Origin of the sequence: Pseudofrankia saprophytica (assembly GCF_000235425.2) — a bacterium.
Taxonomy (GTDB): Bacteria; Actinomycetota; Actinomycetes; order Frankiales; family Frankiaceae; genus Pseudofrankia; species Pseudofrankia saprophytica.
This window is the reverse complement of the sequence record NZ_KI912267.1, coordinates 902,516-925,025: the sequence shown is the minus strand read 5'-3', so window position 1 is coordinate 925,025 and position 22,510 is coordinate 902,516. Positions and strand designations below refer to the sequence as shown.

At 71.7% G+C, this 22,510-nt stretch carries 19 protein-coding genes; 8 read left to right on the top strand and 11 right to left on the bottom strand.

Features of this window, described 5'->3' with window-relative positions; translation table 11 throughout:
- Window positions 1-203 precede the first annotated feature (203 nt).
- Window positions 204-1,274, top strand: a complete 1,071-nt coding sequence (locus FRCN3DRAFT_RS48325; RefSeq protein WP_083401543.1) for a patatin-like phospholipase family protein — start codon at window positions 204-206, stop codon at window positions 1,272-1,274.
- Between the two features lie 116 nt (window positions 1,275-1,390).
- Here the strand turns inward: FRCN3DRAFT_RS48325 and FRCN3DRAFT_RS48320 are convergent, their stop codons facing one another.
- Complete coding sequence (locus FRCN3DRAFT_RS48320) at window positions 1,391-3,721, bottom strand: WD40 repeat domain-containing serine/threonine protein kinase (protein WP_007510451.1); 2,331 nt, start codon at window positions 3,719-3,721, stop codon at window positions 1,391-1,393.
- A 178-nt stretch (window positions 3,722-3,899) separates the two neighbouring features.
- On the opposite strand from FRCN3DRAFT_RS48320, the gene FRCN3DRAFT_RS0238380 reads away from it, so the two are divergent.
- Window positions 3,900-4,784 carry an oxidoreductase gene (locus FRCN3DRAFT_RS0238380; RefSeq protein ID WP_198536242.1) on the top strand — a complete coding sequence of 295 codons (885 nt, stop codon included), beginning with the start codon at window positions 3,900-3,902 and terminating at the stop codon, window positions 4,782-4,784.
- Between the two features lie 92 nt (window positions 4,785-4,876).
- On the opposite strand, the gene FRCN3DRAFT_RS0238375 is transcribed toward FRCN3DRAFT_RS0238380, so the two are convergent.
- Window positions 4,877-6,214, bottom strand: a complete 1,338-nt coding sequence (locus FRCN3DRAFT_RS0238375; protein WP_007510455.1) for a cytochrome P450 — start codon at window positions 6,212-6,214, stop codon at window positions 4,877-4,879.
- A 107-nt stretch (window positions 6,215-6,321) separates the two neighbouring features.
- Between FRCN3DRAFT_RS0238375 and FRCN3DRAFT_RS0238370 the strand changes: the two genes are divergently transcribed.
- The 4 genes from FRCN3DRAFT_RS0238370 to FRCN3DRAFT_RS0238355 all read left to right on the top strand — a co-directional run bounded on the left by FRCN3DRAFT_RS0238370 (window position 6,322) and on the right by FRCN3DRAFT_RS0238355 (window position 10,139).
- Window positions 6,322-6,930, top strand: a complete 609-nt coding sequence (locus FRCN3DRAFT_RS0238370) for a TetR/AcrR family transcriptional regulator (RefSeq protein ID WP_027141308.1) — start codon at window positions 6,322-6,324, stop codon at window positions 6,928-6,930.
- A 287-nt stretch (window positions 6,931-7,217) separates the two neighbouring features.
- Window positions 7,218-8,432 (top strand): amidohydrolase family protein, encoded by a 1,215-nt coding sequence (locus tag FRCN3DRAFT_RS0238365; protein WP_007510458.1) that lies wholly within the window; start codon window positions 7,218-7,220, stop codon window positions 8,430-8,432.
- 40 nt (window positions 8,433-8,472) lie between these two features.
- Window positions 8,473-8,964 (top strand): Zn-ribbon domain-containing OB-fold protein, encoded by a 492-nt coding sequence (locus tag FRCN3DRAFT_RS48315; protein ID WP_007510460.1) that lies wholly within the window; start codon window positions 8,473-8,475, stop codon window positions 8,962-8,964.
- Window positions 8,961-10,139 carry a thiolase C-terminal domain-containing protein gene (locus FRCN3DRAFT_RS0238355; RefSeq protein ID WP_007510462.1) on the top strand — a complete coding sequence of 393 codons (1,179 nt, stop codon included), beginning with the start codon at window positions 8,961-8,963 and terminating at the stop codon, window positions 10,137-10,139. Before FRCN3DRAFT_RS48315 ends, FRCN3DRAFT_RS0238355 begins: the two co-directional genes overlap by 4 nt.
- A 151-nt stretch (window positions 10,140-10,290) precedes the next feature.
- On the opposite strand, the gene FRCN3DRAFT_RS0238350 is transcribed toward FRCN3DRAFT_RS0238355, so the two are convergent.
- From FRCN3DRAFT_RS0238350 to FRCN3DRAFT_RS48305, 5 genes are all read right to left on the bottom strand, one after another.
- Window positions 10,291-11,115: an isocitrate lyase/PEP mutase family protein gene (locus FRCN3DRAFT_RS0238350; RefSeq protein ID WP_007510464.1), complete on the bottom strand. Its 825-nt coding sequence runs from the start codon at window positions 11,113-11,115 to the stop codon at window positions 10,291-10,293.
- A gap of 72 nt (window positions 11,116-11,187) precedes the next feature.
- Complete coding sequence (locus FRCN3DRAFT_RS0238345) at window positions 11,188-11,973, bottom strand: SDR family NAD(P)-dependent oxidoreductase (protein ID WP_007510465.1); 786 nt, start codon at window positions 11,971-11,973, stop codon at window positions 11,188-11,190.
- Between the two features lie 143 nt (window positions 11,974-12,116).
- The gene (locus tag FRCN3DRAFT_RS48310) at window positions 12,117-12,773 is read right to left on the bottom strand and encodes a TetR/AcrR family transcriptional regulator (protein WP_198536210.1); all 657 of its coding nucleotides are present in this window, start codon (window positions 12,771-12,773) and stop codon (window positions 12,117-12,119) included.
- A 150-nt stretch (window positions 12,774-12,923) separates the two neighbouring features.
- Window positions 12,924-13,583, bottom strand: a complete 660-nt coding sequence (locus FRCN3DRAFT_RS0238335) for a class I SAM-dependent methyltransferase (protein ID WP_035931171.1) — start codon at window positions 13,581-13,583, stop codon at window positions 12,924-12,926.
- Window positions 13,584-13,816: 233 nt separating this feature from the next.
- Window positions 13,817-15,310, bottom strand: a complete 1,494-nt coding sequence (locus FRCN3DRAFT_RS48305; protein ID WP_007510471.1) for a DHA2 family efflux MFS transporter permease subunit — start codon at window positions 15,308-15,310, stop codon at window positions 13,817-13,819.
- Window positions 15,311-15,399: 89 nt separating this feature from the next.
- Between FRCN3DRAFT_RS48305 and FRCN3DRAFT_RS0238325 the strand changes: the two genes are divergently transcribed.
- Together FRCN3DRAFT_RS0238325 and FRCN3DRAFT_RS48300 are read left to right on the top strand one after the other, a co-directional pair.
- Complete coding sequence (locus tag FRCN3DRAFT_RS0238325; protein ID WP_007510472.1) at window positions 15,400-16,014, top strand: TetR/AcrR family transcriptional regulator; 615 nt, start codon at window positions 15,400-15,402, stop codon at window positions 16,012-16,014.
- 240 nt (window positions 16,015-16,254) lie between these two features.
- Window positions 16,255-18,480 (top strand): tetratricopeptide repeat protein, encoded by a 2,226-nt coding sequence (locus FRCN3DRAFT_RS48300; RefSeq protein WP_007510474.1) that lies wholly within the window; start codon window positions 16,255-16,257, stop codon window positions 18,478-18,480.
- A 57-nt stretch (window positions 18,481-18,537) separates the two neighbouring features.
- Here FRCN3DRAFT_RS48300 and FRCN3DRAFT_RS0238315 read toward each other — a convergent pair whose 3' ends face one another.
- From FRCN3DRAFT_RS0238315 to FRCN3DRAFT_RS0238300, 4 genes are all read right to left on the bottom strand, one after another.
- A complete protein-coding gene (locus tag FRCN3DRAFT_RS0238315) occupies window positions 18,538-19,143 on the bottom strand; it encodes a TetR/AcrR family transcriptional regulator (protein WP_007510476.1) in 606 nt (201 codons plus the stop codon).
- Entirely contained in the window at window positions 19,136-19,957 is an 822-nt protein-coding gene (locus tag FRCN3DRAFT_RS52315) for a fatty acid desaturase family protein (protein WP_007510477.1), read from the bottom strand. The genes FRCN3DRAFT_RS0238315 and FRCN3DRAFT_RS52315 overlap by 8 nt, the downstream gene beginning before the upstream one ends.
- Window positions 19,954-21,483 carry a phytoene desaturase family protein gene (locus FRCN3DRAFT_RS0238305; RefSeq protein WP_027141307.1) on the bottom strand — a complete coding sequence of 510 codons (1,530 nt, stop codon included), beginning with the start codon at window positions 21,481-21,483 and terminating at the stop codon, window positions 19,954-19,956. Before FRCN3DRAFT_RS0238305 ends, FRCN3DRAFT_RS52315 begins: the two co-directional genes overlap by 4 nt.
- Before the next feature lie 144 nt (window positions 21,484-21,627).
- Window positions 21,628-22,392, bottom strand: a complete 765-nt coding sequence (locus FRCN3DRAFT_RS0238300; RefSeq protein ID WP_007510480.1) for an SDR family NAD(P)-dependent oxidoreductase — start codon at window positions 22,390-22,392, stop codon at window positions 21,628-21,630.
- Between the last annotated feature and the right edge of the window lie 118 nt (window positions 22,393-22,510).

Below are 22,510 nucleotides of genomic sequence, written 5' to 3'. Positions count from 1 at the left end.
GTCGCCGATCCGGCCCAGAAGGGTGCCGGCCGGTCGACTGAGGGACTTGCGGTCGGTTCACGGTGGACGCGGCCGTGTCGGACTCCTAGGCTCGGGCCGCACTTCTTCGTAACTGCTGGCTGGCCCGCCCGCCGGGCGAGACCGCGGCGGGACTCGTCTCGCCTGGGTCAATTGAGGCGGCGCGTGTCAGAAAAGGTCTGAAGATGGCGGCGCGACGTGCCGCGGGGACGGGGACAGGCGTGGGAAATTCCGTAGTGGATGTCCTTCTCGAACGCCGCCGCGCCGGCAGCCGCCCGGGATCGCGGACCGACCCTCATCGTGTCGCGTTGGCGATCGAGGGCGGCGGGATGCGGGGGATCGTCTCCGGCGCGATGATGGTCGCCCTCAACGACATGGGGCTGACGGCCGGCCTCGACGCGGTGTACGCGTTCTCGGCGGGCGCGCTCAATGGTGCCTACTTTGTCACCGGCGCCAGCTGGGAGGCACTTGCCTGCTACTACGACCACCTCATCGAACCCGGCTTCTTTGACCCGCGCCGCGTGCTGCGCCGTGAGCCGGTGATGTCACTGGACTTCGTCATCGACGAAATTATGGAGCGGCGCAACCCGCTCGATTTTCAGGCGGTGCTCGACGCCGGCCTGAAGCTGCACGTGACGGTGTCGTCCATCCCGGACATCAAGGCACGGACTATCAGCGAGTTCGCCTCGAAGGAGGACCTCAAGACCGTCCTCCGGGCAACTGCCTGCCTCCCAGTTGTCGGCGGTCCGCCCGTGCCCTACCACGGCGATCTGCTCCTCGACGGCGGCGTGCTGCTCTCCCATCCCGTCCTGACGGCCATTGAGGATGGCGCGAGCCATATCGTCGTGTTCCGTACCAAGCCGGAGGGCTCCCGCCGGGACGACGTCGGCCCGGTGGAGCAGTATGCGGCCCGCCGGCTGGAGAAGATGCGTTCTGGCCTGGGGAAGGCATTCCTGGAGGCACAGCGCGACCAGGAACGTGTGCAGGCAATCCTCGATCCCGCCACCCCTCCGGCGCCAGGTCAGGCCTACCAACTGCTCGACGTCGTCTGCCCGGCGGGATCACACAAGGTCGGGCGGTTCACCCGCGACCGCGGCATCCTGTTCGATGGCATCCGCGCGGGGTACGGCGCGATGGTCCGGTGCGTTGAGGGCCGCGCCGCGGACGTCTACCTACGTCCGGTGCTACGGGAGCCCCCCTGGCTTCCGGCCCAGCGCCCCGGCGACGAGCCCCGCGCCACGCCGACGACGGTCTGACGCCCTGTGCCGTCAAGTGGTGAAGAAGGCCTTTCCGCACTGCGCCCGGTCAGTAGGAGGAGCGGGGCGGGTTCCGCTCACCTGCGCATGACTGACCGCCGAACAAGTCTTCGCAGTCAGCTGAGTTTCCACAGCTGCACTACGTTGTCGTAGCTGGCGGCCGCCAGGATGCGGCGGTCAGGCGAGAAGACGACGGTGGAAAGCCTGGTGATGGGAGAGCCGGCCAGCGACAACTCGATGGGCCTGGGGCTCGCCGGGTTCGAGATGTCCCACAGGTGCCCGCCGCTTCCGACCGTGGCGGCGGCGAGAGCGTGGCCGTCGGGAGAGAACGCCACCGACGTGACGCTGGCGCCTGGGATGGTCAGCGGCTGGCCGAGCTGGGTGGGGTGCGCCGGGTCGGAGACGTTCCACGACCGGACGGCGCCGTCGCCCCAGCCGACGGCGAGCGTGTGGCTGTCCGGGGAGAACGCCGCCGCTCGCGCCCCGCCGGCGCCGCTCGCGGCCACCTCGCCGAGATGGGTGGGGTTCGCCGGATTGGAGACATCCCATAGCTGGGCCGTGATGGCGATCGCGGCGGCGAGCGTGCGGCCATCCGGGGAGAAGACGACCGACTCCACGTCGGCCTTGATGTTGGTCGGGAGCTGCTGGAGCGGCCTGGGGCTCGCCGGGTTCGACACGTCCCACAGCCGCACGGTGGAGTCGTCGCTGCCGGCGGCGAGGGTGTGACCGTCCGGCGAGAAGGCCACCGACCACACCGAGCCGGCGTTGCCCGTCGGGAGCTGGCCGAGCGGTCTGGGGCTCGCCGGGTTCGACACGTCCCACAGCCGTACGGTGCCCGCACCGCTCAGCGAGTGGAACCGGTCGCCACCGCCGGCGGCGAGTGTGTGGCCGTCCGGGGAGAACGCCACGGACGACACCACGGTGCCGGGCGGCCCGGTCAGGGGCTGGCCGAGAGGGCTGCGGCGGGTCGGGTTCGAGACATCCCACAGCCGCACGGTGGCGTCGTCGCTGCCGACCGCCAGGGTGCGGCTGTCCGGGGAGAACACCGCCGAGGTCACCGAGTCGGTGGGTCCGGTCAGGGGCTGGCCGAGGGGCGTGGCTGTCGTGATCGCGGGCTCAGGTGAGGGCGAGGGCAAGGCCGTGCCCGAAGGGCTGGCACCGGTGCCTGTGGCCGTCGGGATCGAGGTCGCCCGCGAATGGGCCGCGGGCGTCGGGTCGTCCTCGCCGCCGCCGGTTCCGCCGCCGCTGGTCAGGACGACCGAGGTGATCACGACGGCGATCACGACGGCGAGCGCCGTGGCGAGCGTCGTGATGAGCCCGCGGCGGCGGTGCGTTGGCCGGCTGGAGGGTGGAGGAGCCGGCGGCGGGAACCGGTTGTCCACGGCCTGGTCGGCTCCGCCGACAACGACGACCGGCTCGGTCGTGCTGGCAACCCGGCCGGCTCCGCCGCCGGTCGGCCCGGCCTGCGGCGCATCGGCCTCGATGGTCGCGCCGGGACTCGGGCCCTGCCCGGTGGTGCCGGGGCCAGAGCCCTGCTCCGGAGGCGCTGTCTGCGTCGTAGCGGCGTGGAGGTCGTGGATCGCCTCGACGAGCTGCGCGGCGGTGGGCCGGTCCGCGGGGTCCTTCAGCAGGGCGCGAGCGGCGAGCGGACGCAGCGACTCGGGAAGACCGGCGAGGTCGGGCGTCTCCTCCACGACCTGGCGCATGATCGTGTGAATCGTGTCGCCGACGAACGGGGCGTGGCCGGTCGCGGCGAAGACCAGGACGGCGCCCCAGGCGTGGACGTCGGCCGCCGCCGTGACCTCCTGGGCGAGGACCTGCTCCGGTGCCATGAACGCCGGAGTGCCGATCGTGCCCTCGGTGGCCATCGTCGTGGCGTCAAGCGCGCGGGCGATACCAAAATCGATCACTCGGGCGCCGAAGGGCGACAACAGGATGTTCGCCGGCTTGAGGTCCCGGTGGATCACCCCGACCGCGTGGATCGCCCGCAGCGCCCCCGCGATCGCCCCCGCCAGCCACTCCAGGTTCGTCGCGGGAAGCGGCCCGTCGTCACGAACCTGGGCTGCCAGCGTCGGCCCCTGGATGTAGGAGGTGACGAGGTAGGGCCGGCTACCGGCCGTATCCACGTCCATCACCGCGGCCGTGAACGCATGGTGGACCTTCTGCGCTGCCCGGGCCTCCCGCTCGAAGCGGGCACGGAACGCGGGAACCTGCGCCAGGTCCCCGCGGATCACCTTGATCGCGACGAGCGGGCCGCCGCCGTTCGGGCCGCCGCCGTTCGGGTCGGCGTCGTCGCGGTGCCCCAGGTAGACGCTGCCCATGCCGCCGTGGCCCAGCCGTCCAAGCAGTACGTAGGGCCCGATCCGGCGAGGGTCGAAGTCGTCGAGCGGCGCCACTCCTGCCGGCACCTCGACCACGCCACCCCCAGTGAGGATCACCGTGCCCATTGCCCCGACCCGTCGGCAGCCGTGGGATTCGCCCAGCTTCGGTTATATCGCAGCCCGATGGATCTTCGGGCGGGGCGGAACCGCCGGGACACCGTCACCTGGCTCGAGACGGCCTTCCTCGTGGCCGGGTTCGACCGGCCCCGCGGCGATCGACTATCCAGAAAGGATGACAACGTCCGTGAATCCAACCGTCGCGGTTGTGGGTCCGGGGGCGATCGGCACCACGGTCGCGGCGGCGCTGCACAAGGCCGGCCGCACCCCGCTGCTATGTGGCCGCACGGCTCGTGAGCGCCTGGTGCTGCAGGATGCCGAAGGTCTCGTCGTCGTGCCGGGTCCTGTGCGGATCGATCCAGCGCAGATCGAAGAGGCGGTCGACCTTGTCTTCCTCGCCGTCAAGTCGACACAGGTCGACGCGGCGGCGCCGTGGTTGGCGGCGTTGTGCCATCCGGGCACCATTGTCTGCGTTCTGCAGAACGGCGTCGAGCAGGAGTCGACCGTCGCGCCCCACGTCCCCGACTGCCCAGTACTGCCCGCTGTCGTGTGGTTCCCGGCCCAGGTCCGGCCCGACGGTTCGGTGTGGCTGCGCGGCGAAGCCCGCCTGACCGTGCCGGACAGACCGGCGGCCCGCGTGGTGCTTGAGGCACTGCGCGGCACTCAGTGCTCGGTCCACCTGGCCGTGGACTTCACGTCCGTGGCGTGGCGCAAGTTGCTTCAGAACGCGGTCGCCGGGCTGATGGCCCTCAGCGGCCGCCGTTCCGGCATGTTTGGCCGCGCTGACATCGCCCAGTTGTCCCTGGACTACCTACGGGAGTGTCTCGAGGTCGCCCGAGCCGAAGGCGCGGTCCTGGGCGACGAGGTGCCGCAGGAGATCGTCGACAGTTTCCAGGCCAACCCGGCCGACCTGGGAAGCTCCATCCTCGCCGACCGTGAAGCCGACCGGCCGCTCGAATGGAACACCCGCAACGGTGTCATCCTGCGACGTGGCCGGGCACATGGCATCCCGACGCCCGTCAGCAATGTGGTGGTGCCGCTGTTGGCGTCCGCGAGCGACGGACCCGGCTGATTCCTGACGCCGACACCGGAGACGCAGCCACGTTTCTGGCCCATCGAGGACGTCTCTGGGTCAGGTTCGGGTCCCGGGCTCGCCCTGCCTCGTCACGCGGTGATGGTCACCGGGAGGATCTCGTAGCCGCGCAGGACGAGGCGGTCTCGGCGGGTGGGCGTTCCAGCGGGCGCCAGGTCGGGAAAGCGGTCGAGTAGCCGGGGGAATGCCGTTCCTGCCTCGAGCCGGGCCAGGCTGTTGCCAAGGCAGACGTGCGCGCCGGCGCCGAAGGCGAGCGGCGCACTGCCGGGGCGGATGGGGTCGAAGCTGGCGGGGTCGTGATAGCGGTCGGGATCCCGGTTGGCCGATCCGATCAGCAGGAGGAGCTGGCCACCCTTCGGGACCGGTGTCCCGTCCACGGTCAGGCCATCCGCGCGTGCCACCCGCATGGTCGCCTGGACCGGTGAGTCGTAGCGCAGAACCTCCTCGACGAATCCCGCGGTCGGGACGTCCCCGGAACGCAGCCGCGCGGCCAACCCGGGCCGTTCGAAGAGGATCGCGAGGCCGTTGCCGAGCAGGTTCGTGGTCGTCTCGAATCCCGCGACCAGGAGGACGACCAGGTTGGCGACCAGTTCGACGTCGGAAAGCCGGCCATCGTCGGCGTCGCGGGCGGCGACCAGGGCACTGACGAGGTTGTCGCCCGGGTCGGCGCGGCTCTCGGTGATCAGCTCCCGGAAGTAGCGGGACAACTCCCGTGCCGCCGCGCCGGCCGGGTCCAGGACGGCGGGGTCGGCCGTGAGCTCCAGGGCGACGGTCAGGTCCGCGGCCAGCGCCCGGAACCGGTGGCGGTCGGAGGACGGTACGCCGAGCAGCTCGCAGATCACCGAGACCGGGAGCTGGAACGCGAACTCCTCCATGAAGTCGAAGGGTGCGCCCGCGGCGCCCGCGCCCGACAGCCCGTCCAGGAGCAGGTCGACCGCGTTCTCGATCGCCGGCCGCAGGGCCGCGACCCGGCGCGGGGTGAACACCGAGGAGATCAGGGATCGCATCCGGCCGTGCTCGGGCGGGTTGGCTCGCAGGATCGACCGGTTCAAAGCCGCCAATGCGTCGTGCTCGGTCGAGCCGTCGTCGGGCTCGGCGATCCCGAAACGGGAATCGCGCAGTACGCGGTTGACCTCGGCGTAGCTGGAAACCAGATACCAGCCGTCGGCGATGACCGAGACCGGGCCGAGTTCGAGCGCTCGCTCGTAGAGCGGGAACGGGTTGGCGCGCCCCTCCTGGGTCGTCAGAGCCTCGACGATCGCAGCCGCGTCCATCAGTTCGGGCGCGAGCCGTGCGATCACGGCGTCGGCATGCGTGTCGAGGTGGGCCTCGGCGATGGTCGCGAGGTCGTGCTCGTCTCGGGCCGTGATGAGTTGGTGGCAGTTCTCGCAGAGCTGGCTGAGGGGCATGGTTCCTCATAACTTGAACATGCTTGTACGAGTTATTCGGCACGCTACCGTGAACTCGAACCCATGAGTACGGGTTATCGATGATCGTCTGGGAGGGTCGGGCAACGGTGAGCGGTAGCGGCTCGACCGGGCAGCGGGCCCAGCGGGCCGATGCGCGCCGCAACGTGGAGGCGATCCTGGATGCGGCCACGCGTAGCCTGCGGCGCGACCCGGACGTGAGCATCGCGGACATCGCGGCCGAGGCCGGCGTCGGCCGCATCACGCTCTACGGCCACTTCAAGACCCGGGCCGACCTGGTCGAAGCCGTTCTCGCCCGCACGATCGGCCACGCAAACGCCGTGTTCGACGGCCTCGATCTCTCCGGTGACCCGGTCGGGGCGTTGGCGACGCTCGTGACCTCCTCGTGGCGGACCATCGAGCAGCACCGTGGCGTGCTGGGCGCCGCGTCGCGTGAGCTGGCGCACGAGCGCATCCGCGACGTGCACGACGGCATCCTCGGGCGTGTCGGCCAACTTGTGGAGCGCGGTCAGGCGGAGGGCGTCTTCCGCGACGACCTGCCCGGCTCGTGGCTCGTCACCGTGATGCTCACGCTCATGCACGCCGCCGCGGAGGACGTGGACGCCAACCGGTTGGCCGCCGCTGACGCCGGCCCCTACCTGGTCCGCACGCTTGTCGCGGCTTTCGCGCCCCCCGGCTCGACAGTCCCGTTCGGATAGTGGCTCGGAACGAGGGCTTGTCCGGCAGGTCGTCATCGCGAAACCACAGGCCAACGGCCCGAAGCCGAGTTCTGGCGCTCCGGGGACGAACCGGCCTGGCTTGGCCTTGAAGGCGAGATGAGTACATGCTTACTCTCATGGACCGGCGCGGCGTCCCGTGGTTGTGGTCGCGAGCAGGCTGATCATGATCTACCGGGGCGACCGTGCCCCTGAGCATCACCACCAGCATCGCGCTGTTCGGCCGCTGTGAGCCCGGCTCATCGGCCCACGGAGTCGGGAGGATCCCTGTGAGTACCGAAACCGTCGTCGCCCGTCCGGACCTCGGCTACCAGCTGATCGACGCCGACCATCACTATTACGAGCCGTACGACTGCTTCAGCCGCTTCATCGAGCCGTCGTTCGCTGACCGGGTCATCAACGTGCGCGTCGACCAGAAGGGCCGCGGCAAGCTCTACTTCGGCGACCGGCAGTTCCGGTACATGCGGGTGATCCAGACGGACTACATCGGCGCGCCCGGTTCCCTGCGGACGATGCTCGACAACCCGGACAGCACCGACGGCTTCGTCCACCGCGAACTCATCCGGGGCTGGGACTACCCGGACATGATGCAGCGCGCCCCCCGGCTGGCGAAGATGGACGCCGAGCGGGTGCAGGCCGGGCTGATGCTCGGCACCGCGATGCTGCAGGCCGAGAACGAGCTGCACGACGACATTCCCGCCCTGTACGCGAACATCCGGTCCTACAACCGGTGGCTCGACGAGGAGTGGGGTTTCAACCGGGACAACCGGATCATCACCGCCCCGATGATCTCGCTGACGGACGCCGAGCTGGCCATCGCCGAGATCGACCGGGTCGTCGCGGCCGGCGCGCGCGCCGTCGTCATGAAGCCCGGCCCGCTCTGGGGCCGCTCGCCGGTCGACCCCGTCTACGACGGCTTCTGGTCGCGGCTGCAGGACGCGAACGTGAAGCTCGTGTTCCACAGCACCGACCCGCGCTACCTGGCCACCCTCGGCGTCCAGTTCGGTGAGGCGGCGACACCCCCGCTGCAGGGCCAGACCCCGTTCCAGTGGTACCTCACCGCAGGCAAGCCGGTGGCCGACACACTCGCCTCCTACGTCCTCAACAACCTGTTCGGCCGGTTCCCCGGGCTGACCGTCGTCGCGCTCGAGTGCGGCATCAACTGGGTCGTCCCGCTCCTGCACGACGTCGACCATGCGGCGCACATGGGCCGCAAGGGCTACTGGCCCGGCGGCGAGGTGATCGGGCGGCCGAGCGAGGTTCTCATGGAGCACCTCTACGTCTCGCCGTTCTACGAGGAGGACGTCGTCGGGCTGGTGCGGGCGATCGGTCCGGAGCGGGTGCTGTTCGGCTCGGACTACCCGCACCCGGAGGGCGTCGCGCACGCGATCGAGTGGGTGGACAAGCTCGACGGCCTCGACGACCGCGAGGTGCGCATGATCATGCGTGGCAACGCGGCGCGCCTGCTCGGCCTCGTGGACTGACGTCACAGGCATCAGAAAGAGACTGGGAGCGGACGTACAGGTGAGTGATGCCGTCAACCGTCCAGCCGGCATGCCCGATCCCGTCGTGGCACCGATCAACGAGGGGATGTGGCGCGCGGCCGCGGCCGGGCGCCTTGACGTGCAGCGGTGCGCATCCTGCGGCGCGCACCGCTATCCGCCCACCGACGGCTGCTACCGCTGCGGCTCGGTGGAGTGGGGCTGGTCGACGTTGCCTGGCACCGGCACCGTCTACTCCTACATCTGGGTGCCCGACCGAACCCGGCCTGGCACCCCGGAGAAACCGGCGGTCTACAACGTCGCCGTCGTCACCCTCGAGGGCACCGAGGGAGACCCCGTGCGCATCCTCAGCAACGTGATCGACGCCTGGAGCCCGGACGACCTGCGCGTCGGCGACCGGGTCGCGCTCGCGCCGGTCGCCTTCGGCGACAAGGGCGGAGGCGGAGGCGGGGACGGGGCGCGAGACGGAGGCGGGGACGAGCTGGCCCTGCCCTGTTTCCGGAGGCTGTCATGAGCGAGTTCCGCCGGGACGCGGCGTGCGTCGTGGGGATCGGGCACTCGGCCTACGGCACCCGAGGCTCGCTCGCGCCGCTGGGCCTGGGCCGCATCGCGCTCGACGCGGTCCTCGACGCCTGCGCCGACGCCGGGCTCGACGCCCCTGACATCGACGGCTTCGCGGGCTACTGCGACGATCCGACCTTGCCGGCCGACCTCGCCGTCGCGCTCGGTACCAAGGAGTTCCGGTACTCGGGGCTGGTCTGGGGCGGGCGTGGATCGGGCGTGCCGGGCGCGGTGGCCAACGCCTACGCCGCCGTCGCGACCGGCCTGGCCGACTACGTCGTGGTGGTGCGTTCGCTCATCCAGCAGGCGCGCCTCGGCCGGTCGGTGGCCGCCGGCGTGCAGCCGGGGCAGGCGATCCCGCTCGCGGCGTCGTACACCGCGCCGTTCGGGATGGCGCTCCCGGCGGCCATCTACGCGATGAAGGCGCGCCGGCACATGGCGCTCTACGGCACCACCACCGACCAGTTCGCCGAGGTCACGATCAACGCGCGGCGCAACGCCGTGCACAACCCCGACGCGCGGTTCCGCGAGGAGATCACCGTCGAGGAGCATCACGCCTCCCGACTGGTCTGCGACCCGCTCCGGCTGTTGGACTGCTGCATGGAGTCCGACGGCGCCGCCGCGCTCATCGTCACCACCCCCGAACGCGCCCGGGACCTGCGCCACCCGCCGGTGAGCATTCGCGCCGTCGCGACGACGGGCGAGTACAAGTGGGCCACCGCGTCGTTCAACACCATCGACGAGGACTACGTCAGCACCGGCCACCGCCGCGCCGCCCGCGACCTCTATGCGCGCGCCGGCCTGGGACCCGACGACGTCGACGTCGCGCTGTTCTACGACGGGTTCACCCCGTCGGTCATCATGAGCCTCGAAGACTGGGGCTTCTGCGACATCGGCGAGGGCGGCCCGTTCGTCGCCGACGGCGGCATCCGCCGGGAGGGCCGCCTGCCGGTCAACACCCACGGGGGAAACCTCGCCGAGGTCTACCTGCAGGGCATCACCCATCTGCTCGAGGGCGTCCGGCAGCTGCGCGGCACGGCCGTCAACCAGATCGCCGACGCCAGCATCGCGCTCTACGCGTCGGGCGTGGGCGCCTCCCCGGGTGGGGGAGTGCTGCTGTCCCGGTAGCCGCCTTTCCCGGATCGTCGACCCGGCCAGGCAGCGACACGGGCATGCGAGCCACGATGCGTACCCGCCCCCATCAGGTCCACGTTCCTGCCCGAATTCGGGCAGGAACAACATGCTCGCCTGCGGACCGCGCGACCAGGTCGTCCTCCGCTCAGGCCCTGGTCTGGGCGAGTAGGCGTGACATCTGGCGGAAGCTCATGCCGGTGGTGGCCGAGGCGAGGTCGCCGGCCGCGAGCGCGGTGACCGACTGCTGGAGCGCGGCCATGGCATGGGCGTAGAGGGCCCCGCCGAGACTGATCCGCCGCACGCCGGCCTGCTGGAGCTCGGCGACGGTCAGGGTCCTGTCCGCGGGGGAGACGACGACGTTGACCGGCCTGGGCGCGACGGCTGTGACGATGGCGGTGACGGCGGCGAGGTCCGGCGGGTACGGCGCGTAGAGGACGTCGGCGCCGGCCTCCGCGAAGGCGGTGAGGCGGCGGATGGTGTCGTCGAGGTCGGGCCGGCCCTTGAGGTAGTTGTCGGTCCGGCCGGTGATGACGATGCGGCCCTTGGACGCGGCGACGGCGTGGCGAACTCGGTCGACGGCCTGGTCGAAGGGACGGATGGGCTGTTCCGGGTCGCCTGAGGTGTCCTCGATGCCGATTCCGGCGATCCCGGCGTCGATCGCGGCCTCGACGGTCGCGGCGACGTCGGACGGCGTCTGGCCGTAGCCGTCCTCGAAGTCGCCGTTGATGGGCAGCCCGGTGAGCCGGGCGAGCAGGGCCGCGTGGTCGAGGTGCTCCTGGCGGCTGACGGCGTGCCGGCCGTCGAGGCGGCCCAGGGTGGCCGCGAGCGCGACTGATGACGTCCCGATGGCCTCGAAACCGGCGTCGGCCAGCAGGAGGGCGGACAGCCCGTCCCAGGCGTTGGGCATGACGAGCCCGCCGGGGCGGGTGTGCAGGGCCAGGAAGCGCTCGTAGATCTCGGAGCCGGGCATGGCAACGGCCTTTCGGGATGTGGAACTCGGTCAGATCAGATCAGCTCGAGCATGAGTGAGTTTGCCTGTACGTCAGTGGTCGCCTGGGCGGACCGACCGTTCGGCGATCCGGACCACGGCGGGCCGGGGCAGCGTCCGGGGCAGCCCCGCGACGAGTTTGTTCATGGTGCCGTCGACGACGGACGGGCGGCCCCTCTCGAGACCACGCAGGGCGGTGGCCACGACCTGCGCGGGAGTACGGCGCCGGCCGACCGACGCCTCCTCGGCGCCGACCACGTCGAAGAACGGGGTGTCGGTGGCGCCGGGGGACACCGCCAGCACGCGGACGCCGGCCGGCCTGGCCTCCGCCCACAGGGCTTCGGTGAAGGAGAGGACGAACGCCTTGGACGCACCGTAGACGGCCATGTGGGCCATCGGCTGGAACGCGGCGGTGCTCGCGACGTTGATGATGATGCCGTCGCCGCGCGCGGTCATCGCGGGCAGGAACCGGGCCGTCATCTCCACCACGGCGATGCAGTTGAGCCGTATCTGCGCGGTCAGGCGGGCCGGGTCGGCCGTCGCGACGTCTCCGTGGGTGGCGAAGCCCGCGTTGTTGACGAGGACGTGGACCGGCCGGTCGACGGCATCCAGCCGCCTGGCGATCTCGTCGACGGCGCCGGGCTGTTCGAGGTCGATGGCGATCACCTCGGTGTGCACCCCGTGGCGTCGCGTGATCTCAGCCGCGTTCGCCCGGAGCTTGTCCTCGCTGCGGGCTACCAGCACGATGTCGGCGCCACGGGAGGCGAGCTCGTGCGCGAAGGCGACGCCGATGCCGGTCGACCCGCCGGTCACCAGGGCAGTCTGTCCGTGAAGATCCATGATGTCGCTCCATACCATCTAGTCGGTTTGTTTTGGAGGCATGCCCGTGCCGGGTGGTCCGCGCGCGGGCATGTCGGTCCGACCGGCCCGCCCCGCGGGTGGGTGCCCTGCCGGTTGGTCCGGGAATCTGGCTGTCGATGCCGTCAGGCGGAGTTACCCGGGCCGTCCTGGCCCGGGCCGCGCAGTGCCAGCTCGACGAGTCTGTTCAGGGTGCGCGCGCGGTCGGGAAACCGGGAGGTCGCCAGGGGGCCGTCGAGGATGTCCGACATCGCCTTCAGGCCGTCGAACGCCGCGACCAGCACGACGGCGACGTCGTCGGGACGGAGGTCGGCTCGCAGGTCGCCGTCGGCCTGGCCGCGGCGCACGATGTCCGCGACCATCTCCACCCACTCGGCCATCGGCTCGCCGACGGTGTCAGCGAGGGCGGACTCGGTCGCCAGCTCCCTCGTCAGCCTGGTCACGCTCCACGCCCCGGGCTCGCTGGCGATCAGATCCAGCATCGCCGGCAACAGGGCGCCCAGCTGGTCGACGGCGCGGGGCTGGTCCGCCAGCCGGGTGGTGACCCACTCCAGCCAGCGGGTCTTCTGATCCGTCAGCACGGCGAGCGCGAGGTCCGCCTTGGAACGGAAGTAGAAGTAGAAGGCGCCCTTGGTCAGGCCGGATGCCCCGATCAGGTCCGCCATCGTCGTGCCCACGTAGCCACGCTCCGCGAACACCCGCGCCGCGGTCGTGAGCAGGAAGGCGCGGGTGGCCTCCCCCTTCGCGGTCGCGGGCACCATCGCTGCTGTCTCACCTGGCATGTACCTAGAATAAACCAACCGGACGGTATGTCAACTCTGCCCTCGAAAGTCCCGCCAACCGCGCGGCTCGCCGGTGGAGGTCGCCGACGGCGCGGTTCTTCGTCGCGTCGCGGAGGGCGGCGGGGGACCGGTGAGCTACGCCCGTTGGCTCTACGCCCCGTCCCCTGACGTGGGCTTGTGCAGGAGCAGGAAGGCCTGCTGGAAGCGGTCGGTGTCGCCAGGCGTGCGGACGAGGCGGGCGGTCTCGGCGAGGCCGGTGCCGCGGAGCAGGGCCGCGGCGGTGTCGGTGGGCCACCGGTAAGCGGTGGTGACCTTGTGGTCGAACGGCTGGGGCGGGCCGTCGGGCTGGTCGGTGGTCTGGAAGGCCAGGAGAAGCTGTCCGCCAGGAGTCAGGAGGCGGTGGAACTCGGCAATGGTGCCGGGTAGCTCGGCCGGCGGGATGTGGATGATCGAGTACCAGGCGACGATGCCGCTGAGCGCGCCGTCGGCCAGGTCGAGGCCGGTCATCGTGGCGACGTCGAACCGCAACCGCGGATACGCCTGGCGGGCAAGGGCGATCATCGCGGGGGACAGGTCGGCGCCGAACGCGTCGAGGCCAAGCGTGTGCAGCATCGCCGTCAGGTGGCCGGGGCCGCAGCCGAGGTCCGCCACCGGGCCGGGCGGCGCGGTGCGCACGAGCTCGGCGAAGCCGGTCAGCAGTCCGCGGTCGAGCGGTCTGCCCGCCAGCGGGTCGGCGAACAGCGCGGCGTACTGGCTGGCGACGGCGTCGTAGGCGGCTCGGGTGGCGTCGAGGTACGCCGGCTGCGTCATGGCGGAAACGTAGCCGTCCACCTTCCCGGGCCGGGCATCTGGGTCGAACGCCCGGGCGAATGGCGGTCCGTCGTAGCACCGGGGCGGCCGCGGCGATGACGGCCCGATGCGGGCTGAAGGTGGACTGCCCTCAGGGCCGGCCTCTGGCCGCTGAGCACCCGCGCACGGGACGCGGCGCCGGCGTGGTCGGTACCGACCACGCCGGCGCCGACGCCGGCGATCGACGTCGCTCGTCATCCCTCGACGGCCGCCGTCGGCGCGGCCGCGGCGGTCTCAGCCGGAGCCGCCATCGCCGCGGCCGGACCGGCTGGGCGCGGGTTCGGGGCGCGCAGCGCGACGACGGTGGCCGCGAGCAGGAACGCCGCTGCCACGAGCAGCGCGCTCTGGAAGCCCTCGGTCAGGGCCACCCCGTCCGTCGCGCCGGCCGCGGTCATGTCCTGGGTGCGGGACGCCGCGACCGCACTGAGGATCGCGACGCCGAGCGCCCCGCCCAGCCAGGTGGAGGCGTTGATCAACGCAGCCGCGAGCCCGGCGGTCTCCGCCGGCACGCCGGTCTGCGCCGCGGTCGTGACACCGACGAAGACCAGGCCGAGCCCGACGGCCAGGACGAGCATCGGTCCGAGGACGTCGGAGAGGAAGGACCCGTCGGCGGGGATCCGGGACAGCCAGAACATCCCGCCCGCGCCCAGGAGAGAGCCGGCCACGATCACCGGCCGGGTGCCCAGCCGCGCGATCAGCTGCGCGCCCACCCCGGCCGCGATGGCGACGCCGATGGTCGTCGGGAGGTACGCCGCCCCCGCCTCGATCGCGGAGAACCCGAGCACGTTCTGCAGGTAGAGGGTGACGAAGAAGAACATCGCGTAGAAGCCGGCCATGGCCAGGACCTGGGTGATGTCGGCCGCGCCGAGGCCCCGGACACGGAAGATCGAGAAGGGAACGAGGGGGTTGCGGTGGCGCAGCTCGTTCCCGGCGAACGCGAGGATCAGGACGGCCGCTCCGACGAACCCGGCGATCGTGCGCCCCGCGCCCCAGCCGCGCCCGGGCGCTTCGACGATCGTGTAGACGAGGAGAAGCATGCCTGCGGTGACGATCAGGGCGCCGAGCACGTCGAAGTTCGCCAGCCGCGCGCGGTCGGCGTCGCGCGGGATGAGACGGAGTGTCGCGGCCACCACGGCCAGGCAGACGGGCAGGTTGACGAAGAAGACCCAGCGCCAGCCGGGCCCGGACGAGATGACTCCGCCGAGGAACACGCCGACGGCGGAGGCCAGGCCGGCCAGGGCACCCCATACGCCGAGCGCCTTGGCCCGGTCCTCGGGGGAGCTGAACGTGGTCGTCAGAAGCGAGAGCGCCGCCGGGAGCATCATCGCCGCGCCGATCCCCTGCGCGAGCCGGAACACCACGAGCGCGGTGTCGTCCCGCGCGAGGCCCGCGCCGGCCGACGACGCGAGGAACAACACCGTGCCGGCGAGCAGGATCCGGCGGCGCCCGAGCAGGTCGGCCGCGCGTCCGCCGAGCAGCATCAGCCCGCCGTACGTGAGCAGGTAGCCGCCGAGCACCCACTGCAGGTTCTGGACGGTGAAGCCCAGGTCGTCGCGGATCGACGGGAGGGCCACGTTGACGATCGACGCGTCGACGAAGTCAAGGAATCCGACCGCGCAGAGCAGGGTCAGGATCCGCTTGCCGCGCCGCGTCGCGAGCACCGACTGCTTCGGGACGGGGACTGTCATCGATGATCTCCAGGAGGGGGTCTTAGTAAGTTAACTAACTAAGAGGACTCTAACTGGGTCGGCGGGGCGCGGATAGACTCATAAGTGAGATGACTGACTCAGAGCTGGTAGCGGCCAGGCCACGGGCGGCCGTTGCCGGGAAGCGCGAACGGCTGGTCGCGAGCGCGACCGACCTCGTGCACCGCCACGGCGTCCAGGCAACGACCCTGGCGCTGGTGGCGAAGGCCGCCGACGTGCCGCTCGGCAACGTGTACTACTACTTCAAGACCCGCGACGACCTCATCCGCGCCGTCGTCGACGGGCACGCGCAGCGCATCGACGAGCTGCTCGCCATCCTCGGCAGGGGGACGACACCCAGGGACCGCCTGGCGGGGCTCGCGCGGAACTGGGCCGACGCGGCCGACCTCCTGGCCGAGAGCGGCTGCCCGATCGGTGGGCTCTCGGCGGACCTCGCCAGGCTCGACGGTGGCCTGCACGAATGCGCCGGCCTGCTGCCGCGTGCCGTCCTGGACTGGGCCACCCGGCAGTTCCGCGAGCTCGGCGTGCCTGACGCGCCAGCCGAGGCGGCGTCGCTGCTGGCCAGGGTGCTGGGCGCGGCCCTCCTCACCAACGCCTTCCACGACCCGGCTCTGATGTCCCAGGAGATGCGCCGGATCGAGCGGACGATCGACGATCTGGCCGCCGGCGCGGCTGGGGCGCGCTAGAACCGGCCGGTGCGAGCAGGCAGCGGGTTCATCACCGCGGTGCCGCATCACCGCAGTGCCATCACACCGCGTCTCCGCAGCGTCGCCGCGTCCCGGAGTCGCGGAGTCCGTGAACGGCGCCTCGGGCCGATGTCCGAGCAGGACCGTCCCGGCGGATCCGACCGCCGCGGGCGGATGCGACGATGTCCGGTGCGAGGAGTCGCCCGCGCGGGGCGGGTGAGTCCTGGCCCGGGGGTGCCGGTGGGCGAGAGTTTGACGGGCGCGGAGATGGACGCGTTCGCGGCGGTGTTCGGTGACCGCGATGCCGCCCGCATGGTCCTGGACCGCGCTGGTTTCCCCGCCGCTCATGTCCCGTTCGCGGCGCCGACGGCGTTGCTTTTCTGGTCGTCGGTGTCCCGAGCCCTCGGCGACGGCGCCCTGCGCGACGGTCGCGACCGGCTCCTGGGCGCGGCGCGCGAGCTGTACCCGCACAATTCGGTGTTCGCCCCGCGTGGCGTGCGAGAGCCGCTACGCCAGGGCACCGCGTCGCGCGGGCCGGTGGTGTGGAACCTGCCGAGCCGGCTGCCACGGTTCGTGGGCCGCGACGACCTGCTCGCAGAAGTCCATGCCAGGCTGTCCAGGTTGTCCGAGGAGTCTCGGGTCGCGCTGGTGGCACTGGACGGAATGGGTGGCGTCGGCAAGACGTCGCTCGCCGTCGAGTACGCGTACCGGCATGCGGCCGAGTTCGACGTCGTGTACTGGGTGCCGGCGGAGCGGGCCGATCTCGTCGGGCAGCACCTGTCCGGGCTCGCTGGTTCCCTGGGCCTGGCTGCCGGGGCCGACGCGGAAGCCGTGTGGGCGGCGCTGCAGGGCGTGCCGTCCTGGCTCGTGCTGTTCGACAACGTCGAGGACATCGACACGATCACCCGGTTTCAGCCTTCGCGTGGGGGCCGGGTGTTGTTGACCTCGCGGCGCCGGGCTGTCCGCAGGCTTGGGGCCGCGGTTCCCGTGCCGGCGTTGCGCCGGGGCGCGTCGGTCGCGCTCCTGCGAGACCGGGTGCCGGACCTCGACGCGGCCGCGGCTGGCCTGGTCGCCGAGTTGGTCGGTGACCTGCCGCTCGCGCTCGACCAGGCGGCCGGCTACCTCGACGAGACTGACATGCCCGTCGCCGAGTACGTCAGGCTGCTGGCCGGGCGGCCCGAGAGCGGGATCGCCGGCCTGTGGAACCTGTCCGTGCGGCGGCTCGAGGCCGAGCGGCCGGCGGCGGTCGAACTGTTGGAGCTGTGCGCGTGGTGCGCCCCGGACCCGGTTCCCCTCGCCCTTTTCGCCGGCCGCCCCGACAGCGCCACCCTCGGGCCGGACCACGCGGCTGTCCTGGAACTGGATGGCGGCGACGGCTGGGCCGACGCGGTCGGCGCGCTGGTCGGCTACAGCCTGGCCCGCCGGGACCGGGACCTGCTCGTCGTGCACCGACTGGTCGCGGCCGAAACCCGCCGGGCGACGCCACCAGAGCGGGCCGCGGCGCGTCGGGCGCGGCTGTCCGCGTTGCTGCGCGACGCGGCCCCCGACGAGGTCACGGGCGACCCGGGCGGGTGGCCGGTCTGGCAGGTCCTCCTGCCGCATGTCCTGGCCGCCGCCGGCCACCCGCTGCCTGGCCCCGGTCCGGCGTTCGACGACCGGTGCTGGCTCGTGGACCACGCGGGTGCCTACCTCAAGGAGCAGGGGCAGCTGGCGACCGCGATACCGCTGTACGAACGCAACCTCGCGGAACGCGAGCAGCTGCTCGGCCGGGATCATCCCAGCACGCTCGCGTCGACGAACAGCCTGGCGGCCGCGTTTCAGATCGTCGGCCGGGTCGACGAGGCGATCGACCTGCACGAGCGGACGCTCGCCCGCAGAGAACGGGTACTCGGCGTCGAGCACCCCGATACGCTGATCTCCCTGACCAACCTGGCAGGCGTCTACCGCGCCGCCGGGCGGGTGGACGAGGCCGTCGAGCTACACGAACGCGCGCTCGCCAGCCTGCGGCGGGTACTTGGTGCCGACCACCGGTCCGTGCTGGCCGCGCAGGGCCATCTGGCCGTCGCCTACCGAACCGCCGGACGGCTCGACCAGGCGATCGAGCTTCACCGGCGCACCATCACGGACCGGGAGCGAACTCTCGGCGCGGACCACCCTGACACGTTGACCTCACGGAACAACCTCGCGAACGCCCAGCTGGTGACCGGACATGTCGAGCAGGCGTTGGCGCTTTACGAGCGGACCCTCGCCGACCGGGAGCGGGTGCTCGGCTCGGGCCATCCGGCGACGCTGACGTCCCGGAGGAACCTCGCCCTCGGCTACGAGGCGGCGGGACGCACGGATGAGGCGATCAACCTGCTGGAAGCAACGCTGACCGACTGCCAACGGCTGCTGGACACCGACCATCCGTTGACGGCCACGGTCGCTGGACACCTCGCCCACATCCGCGCCGCCTCCGGCCGGTAGGGGAGGGAAACCCGCTCGCGGCTCCGTGGGCCTCGCCGCCCGGTGCCGGGATCGGCGTCAGAAGGGCTGGTGGCCGCGCTTGCGCAGCCGGGGGATTCTGTCGAAGTACCCGGCGAGCCTGGCGGCCTGGTCGAAGAACTCCATCACCCGTGAGGAGTCGTTGTCGAGGTGGGCGAGCGTCTCCGCGCCGAGATAGAAGGCGACGGCGGCGTTCGCCAGCACGGGCAGGCGCACCAGGGTGGCCAACGGCTTGCCGTCCAGGAGCGTGGCGAGCAGCTCGACGGCCACCTCCTCCCAGCGCCGGGTTTCCAGCGTCAGCTGGGCGGCCAGCCGCGATCCCGGCCGCGCGCCGGCGTAGATCTCCTGGACGGCGGCGATGTGGCCGACCTCGGTGTCCTCGAGGTAGAGCTGGCGGAGGACCTCCACGGCCCGGCCGGCCCGGTCTATGCCGGACAGCTCGTCCCGGTACCGCTGGATGCGCAGGTCGCAGGTGTGGGTGAGGGCCGCGACCAGGGCGTCGTCCAGGTCGGTGAAGTGGTAGTAGATCACGCCGGGGGCGAATCCGCCGACCTGCGCGATCGCCCGCGCGGTCGTGCCCCCGTAGCCCTGGCGCACGAGGCAGGCCAGGGTGGCGTCGAGGACGCGCCCTCGGGTGTCAGACAACGCGCACCGGCCGTACGCCGTTCGCCGCGAGGTAGCCGTCGAGCCGGCGGGCGAGCGCGGCGAGATGGTGGCTGGGTACCTGCGGGTACAGATGGTGTTCGAGGTGGTAGGTGAGCTCGAGGAACACGGCTGGGATGATCCTCCCTCGCAGCGTGCGGGTCTGGGTCAGGGGAGTGTCGCCGTAGTCGTGGTGCGGCAGGTACACCGTCAGGAGCGGGTACACCCAGCTTCCGGCGATCACCATCACCGCGTAGACCAGCAGGCCCTGGGCGTACGGCCAGGCCAGTGCGCCCGCCGTGAGCACGGCGATCGGCGCCGCCGCCTCGACCAGCAGCCAACCGCGGTCGCGCCCCTGGCGGTAGGACCACCACCACAGCCGCGGCAGGAAGATCGGGCCGTAGCAGGCCGCGCCGACCAGCGACAGTTCGGCCGGGTATCCCTCGGGGTCGTCGGGGTGCGGGAAGAAGCGGTGGTGGCGGGTGTGCGTGGCGCGGTAGGCGTGCCCGCTCTCGAGGAGCACCAGGCCCATCGCGAACAGCGCCCAGTCGGTGGCGCGTCGAGAAAGGCCGAGTGTCTCGTGCACAGCGTCGTGGGTGACCGTGACGACCGCGACGAAGATCCCGAAGACGATCATCGGGGTGAGCCACCACCAGCCCGCCCACGCCGCGGCCGCGAAGCACAGCACGCCGGCGAACGGACGGGCGAGCGCGATCCACCGCTGCCGGCGGGTGGTGACAAGCAGATCCGCCCCGAGGTCCGCCAGGACGGGCGGTCCAGGGGGAGCGGGGAGCGGATGCGGACCGGTCGGGGTCATCGGCCGAATCCCCGCTCCCGCAGCATTCCCTCCGCGACGATGCGGCTGCCCAGCACGCAGGCCACCGTGCCCAGGCCCGGCCAGGTCGAGTCGCCGACCAGCCAGAGGCCGCGGCCGCCGAGGTCGTGCGGGATGGCGCGCTGATTGGTGTTGCGCAGGTTCTGCCGTACGCCCCCGACGGCGCCCGCCGGGCGGAACCCGAACCGTTCGTAGCTGCGAGGCGTGCCCGTCTGAGCGATCACCGCCCGCTCACCGAGCGACGGGTAGGCGCGCCGCGCACCGGTGACGAGCAGCTCGCCGATCCATTTCTTGCGCTGTTCGTACTCGGTCTCCTCGAGCCCCGCCCAGCCGGCCAGCTCGGTGTGTGTGGAGATCATGACCGCTCGGTGCCCCGGTGGCGCGCTGAGGGTGTCCCCGGGCTCGGATACGGAGAGGAACATGTTGTTTCCGTCGCCCAGCGGCTGGTCGTAGGACCGCAGGAACTGATGGTGCGTGAGCTCCTGCCCGGTCACCTCGTCCTCGGGTACGCCCAGGAACACCACGCACGCGCCGCCGAGCGCGTCCGCGTCGCGTTCCAGGTAGGCCCGCAGCCTGCCGGCGACCGGGAGCCCCGCGCAGATCGCGGCCGTGGCGGCGGCGGGTAGCGCGCACACGATCCGGCGGGCGTCGACCGTGCCCCGGCGGGTCGTCACCCGGTAGCCGCCTGCCTCGCCTTCCACCCGCGAGACCGCGGCTCCGACGCGGAGCCGGCCCCCCAGCGCCCGGTAGTGCCTCACGAGCGCAACCCAGAAGCCATGCATGCCCCCGGCATGGCGGCTCAGGCCAGCGCCTCGGATCGTCACGCCGAGCGCCGCGTTGATCAGTGGCGCGTCGTCGACGGCCGCGTGCACGGTGTCCTCGACCAGCATCCCCAGGAGTCCGACGAGCGCGGCGTCGTCGCGCAGGTGGTACCGGCGCAGCGCGTCCCCGAGCGTCCAGTTCACGTAGCGGGCGAGCGGCACGCCGGCCACCCCGACGGCTCGCAGGTCGCGCAGCGCGTCGGCCGGCCCGCGTACCGGGAGGCGGACGCCCGACCGGCTCGCCCGCCAGAAGGTGTGCGCCAACCGGTCGAGCAGCGACCAGAAGTCCCGATGCCGGTCGGTGCTGCCGAGCTTGCGCAGCCGCTCGGCGTGCCACAGCTCGGGATCCCGGTGCAGCACGATCTCGCGGTCGGGGAGGTGGGCGACGTAGCCCGGCAGCTCCCGGGCGTCGAGCGGACTCATGCCCACGCTCTCGAGCAGCTCGGAGCCGACGCCGCCAGGCGTGAAGTCGACGAGCGTGGTGGCGCCGACGTCGAAGGAGAAGCCGCGCTTGCGGTAGTAGCCCGCGCATCCACCCACATGGCCGTGCGCCTCGAGCACCACCGACGAGAGGCCGGCGGCCTGCAGCCGCAGCGCCGTCGCCATGCCCCCCGGACCACCGCCGATCACGGCCACGTCGAACGGCTCGGTCGCCGCCTCCACGTTCTGAACATCCGTTCTGAACATGCGTTCAGAGTGGCGCGCGTGATCTGGCGCGTCAATGCCCTTTCGTCGGGTGGGGCCGGCGATCGCGGCGATCGCGGCGAACGCCGGCGACGCGGCCCTGCACGTGTTGCGGAGCCCGCGCGCTCTCAGGCGGTTCGTCTCTCGTCAGAGGGAGCTTGCGTAGCCGGCGGTGACGCGGATGGTCTCTCCGGTGACGAAACGAGCCCTTTCGGAGGAGAGATAGAGCATCGCGTCGACGATGTCCTGCTCGCTGCCTTCGAGGTCGAGGAACTGATGGTGGCGGTGGCCCTCGATCATCTGCGGGGAGAACTCCGCGCGGATGGTGTCGGTGACGTGGAGGCCTGGTGCCAGTGCGTTCACGCGGATGCCCTCGGGTCCCAGCTCGCGTGCCCAGGCGAGCGTGAGCGCGCGCACGGCCGCCTTCGTCGCCCCATAGGCGCCCATGCCGTTGAACGCGGCCGACGACGAGATGTTGACGATGTTGGCACCCGTCCGGCCCTGCATGTGCGGGCGCGCGGTGAGCGTGCCGATCATCACGCCCATCACGTTCACGTCGAACAGGCGCCGCAGCTTGGGCACGGGGAGCCGCGCCCAGTCGACGCCGTACTCGAGTGAGTGCAGGCCGGCGTTGTTGATGAGGATGTCGACACCGCCGTGCCGGGCGACCACATCGGCGAGGACGCCGTCCCAGGCCGCGTCGTCGGCGACGTCGAGGCGGTAGGCCGACGCCTGGCCGCCGGCCTCGCGAATCTCGGCGGCGGCCCTGTCGACCTCGGCTTCGTCGATGTCGGTCAGCACCGTGTGCGCGCCGCGCTCGGCGAGCGCCCGGCCGAACGCGCGGCCGAAGCCACGCGCACCACCAGTGATGACGGCGACGCGTCCCTCGAACTGGGACATCTGCTCAGCCACGATCGCCTCCCGAGGCACTTTTTGGACTCAGTGCAACGTAGCGCTCGGTGAGGGTCGGGTGCGCGCGTCGGCCGGCACGGGACTGCCCACCGTCGTCCTCGGCCAGCCAGTCCACTGA

What these genes read in the sequence shown, in the direction of transcription:
- FRCN3DRAFT_RS48325 (WP_083401543.1), top strand. Translation starts at nt 204, where the DNA reads ATGGCGGCGCGACGTGCCGCGGGGACGGGGACAGGCGTGGGAAATTCC.
- FRCN3DRAFT_RS48320 (WP_007510451.1), bottom strand. Translation starts at nt 3,721, where the DNA reads ATGGGCACGGTGATCCTCACTGGGGGTGGCGTGGTCGAGGTGCCGGCA.
- FRCN3DRAFT_RS0238375 (WP_007510455.1), bottom strand. Translation starts at nt 6,214, where the DNA reads ATGCCCCTCAGCCAGCTCTGCGAGAACTGCCACCAACTCATCACGGCC.
- FRCN3DRAFT_RS0238355 (WP_007510462.1), top strand. Translation starts at nt 8,961, where the DNA reads ATGAGCGAGTTCCGCCGGGACGCGGCGTGCGTCGTGGGGATCGGGCAC.
- FRCN3DRAFT_RS0238350 (WP_007510464.1), bottom strand. Translation starts at nt 11,115, where the DNA reads ATGCCCGGCTCCGAGATCTACGAGCGCTTCCTGGCCCTGCACACCCGC.
- FRCN3DRAFT_RS0238345 (WP_007510465.1), bottom strand. Translation starts at nt 11,973, where the DNA reads ATGGATCTTCACGGACAGACTGCCCTGGTGACCGGCGGGTCGACCGGC.
- FRCN3DRAFT_RS48310 (WP_198536210.1), bottom strand. Translation starts at nt 12,773, where the DNA reads ATGCCAGGTGAGACAGCAGCGATGGTGCCCGCGACCGCGAAGGGGGAG.
- FRCN3DRAFT_RS0238335 (WP_035931171.1), bottom strand. Translation starts at nt 13,583, where the DNA reads ATGACGCAGCCGGCGTACCTCGACGCCACCCGAGCCGCCTACGACGCC.
- FRCN3DRAFT_RS48305 (WP_007510471.1), bottom strand. Translation starts at nt 15,310, where the DNA reads ATGACAGTCCCCGTCCCGAAGCAGTCGGTGCTCGCGACGCGGCGCGGC.
- FRCN3DRAFT_RS0238325 (WP_007510472.1), top strand. Translation starts at nt 15,400, where the DNA reads ATGACTGACTCAGAGCTGGTAGCGGCCAGGCCACGGGCGGCCGTTGCC.
- FRCN3DRAFT_RS52315 (WP_007510477.1), bottom strand. Translation starts at nt 19,957, where the DNA reads ATGACCCCGACCGGTCCGCATCCGCTCCCCGCTCCCCCTGGACCGCCC.
- FRCN3DRAFT_RS0238305 (WP_027141307.1), bottom strand. Translation starts at nt 21,483, where the DNA reads ATGTTCAGAACGGATGTTCAGAACGTGGAGGCGGCGACCGAGCCGTTC.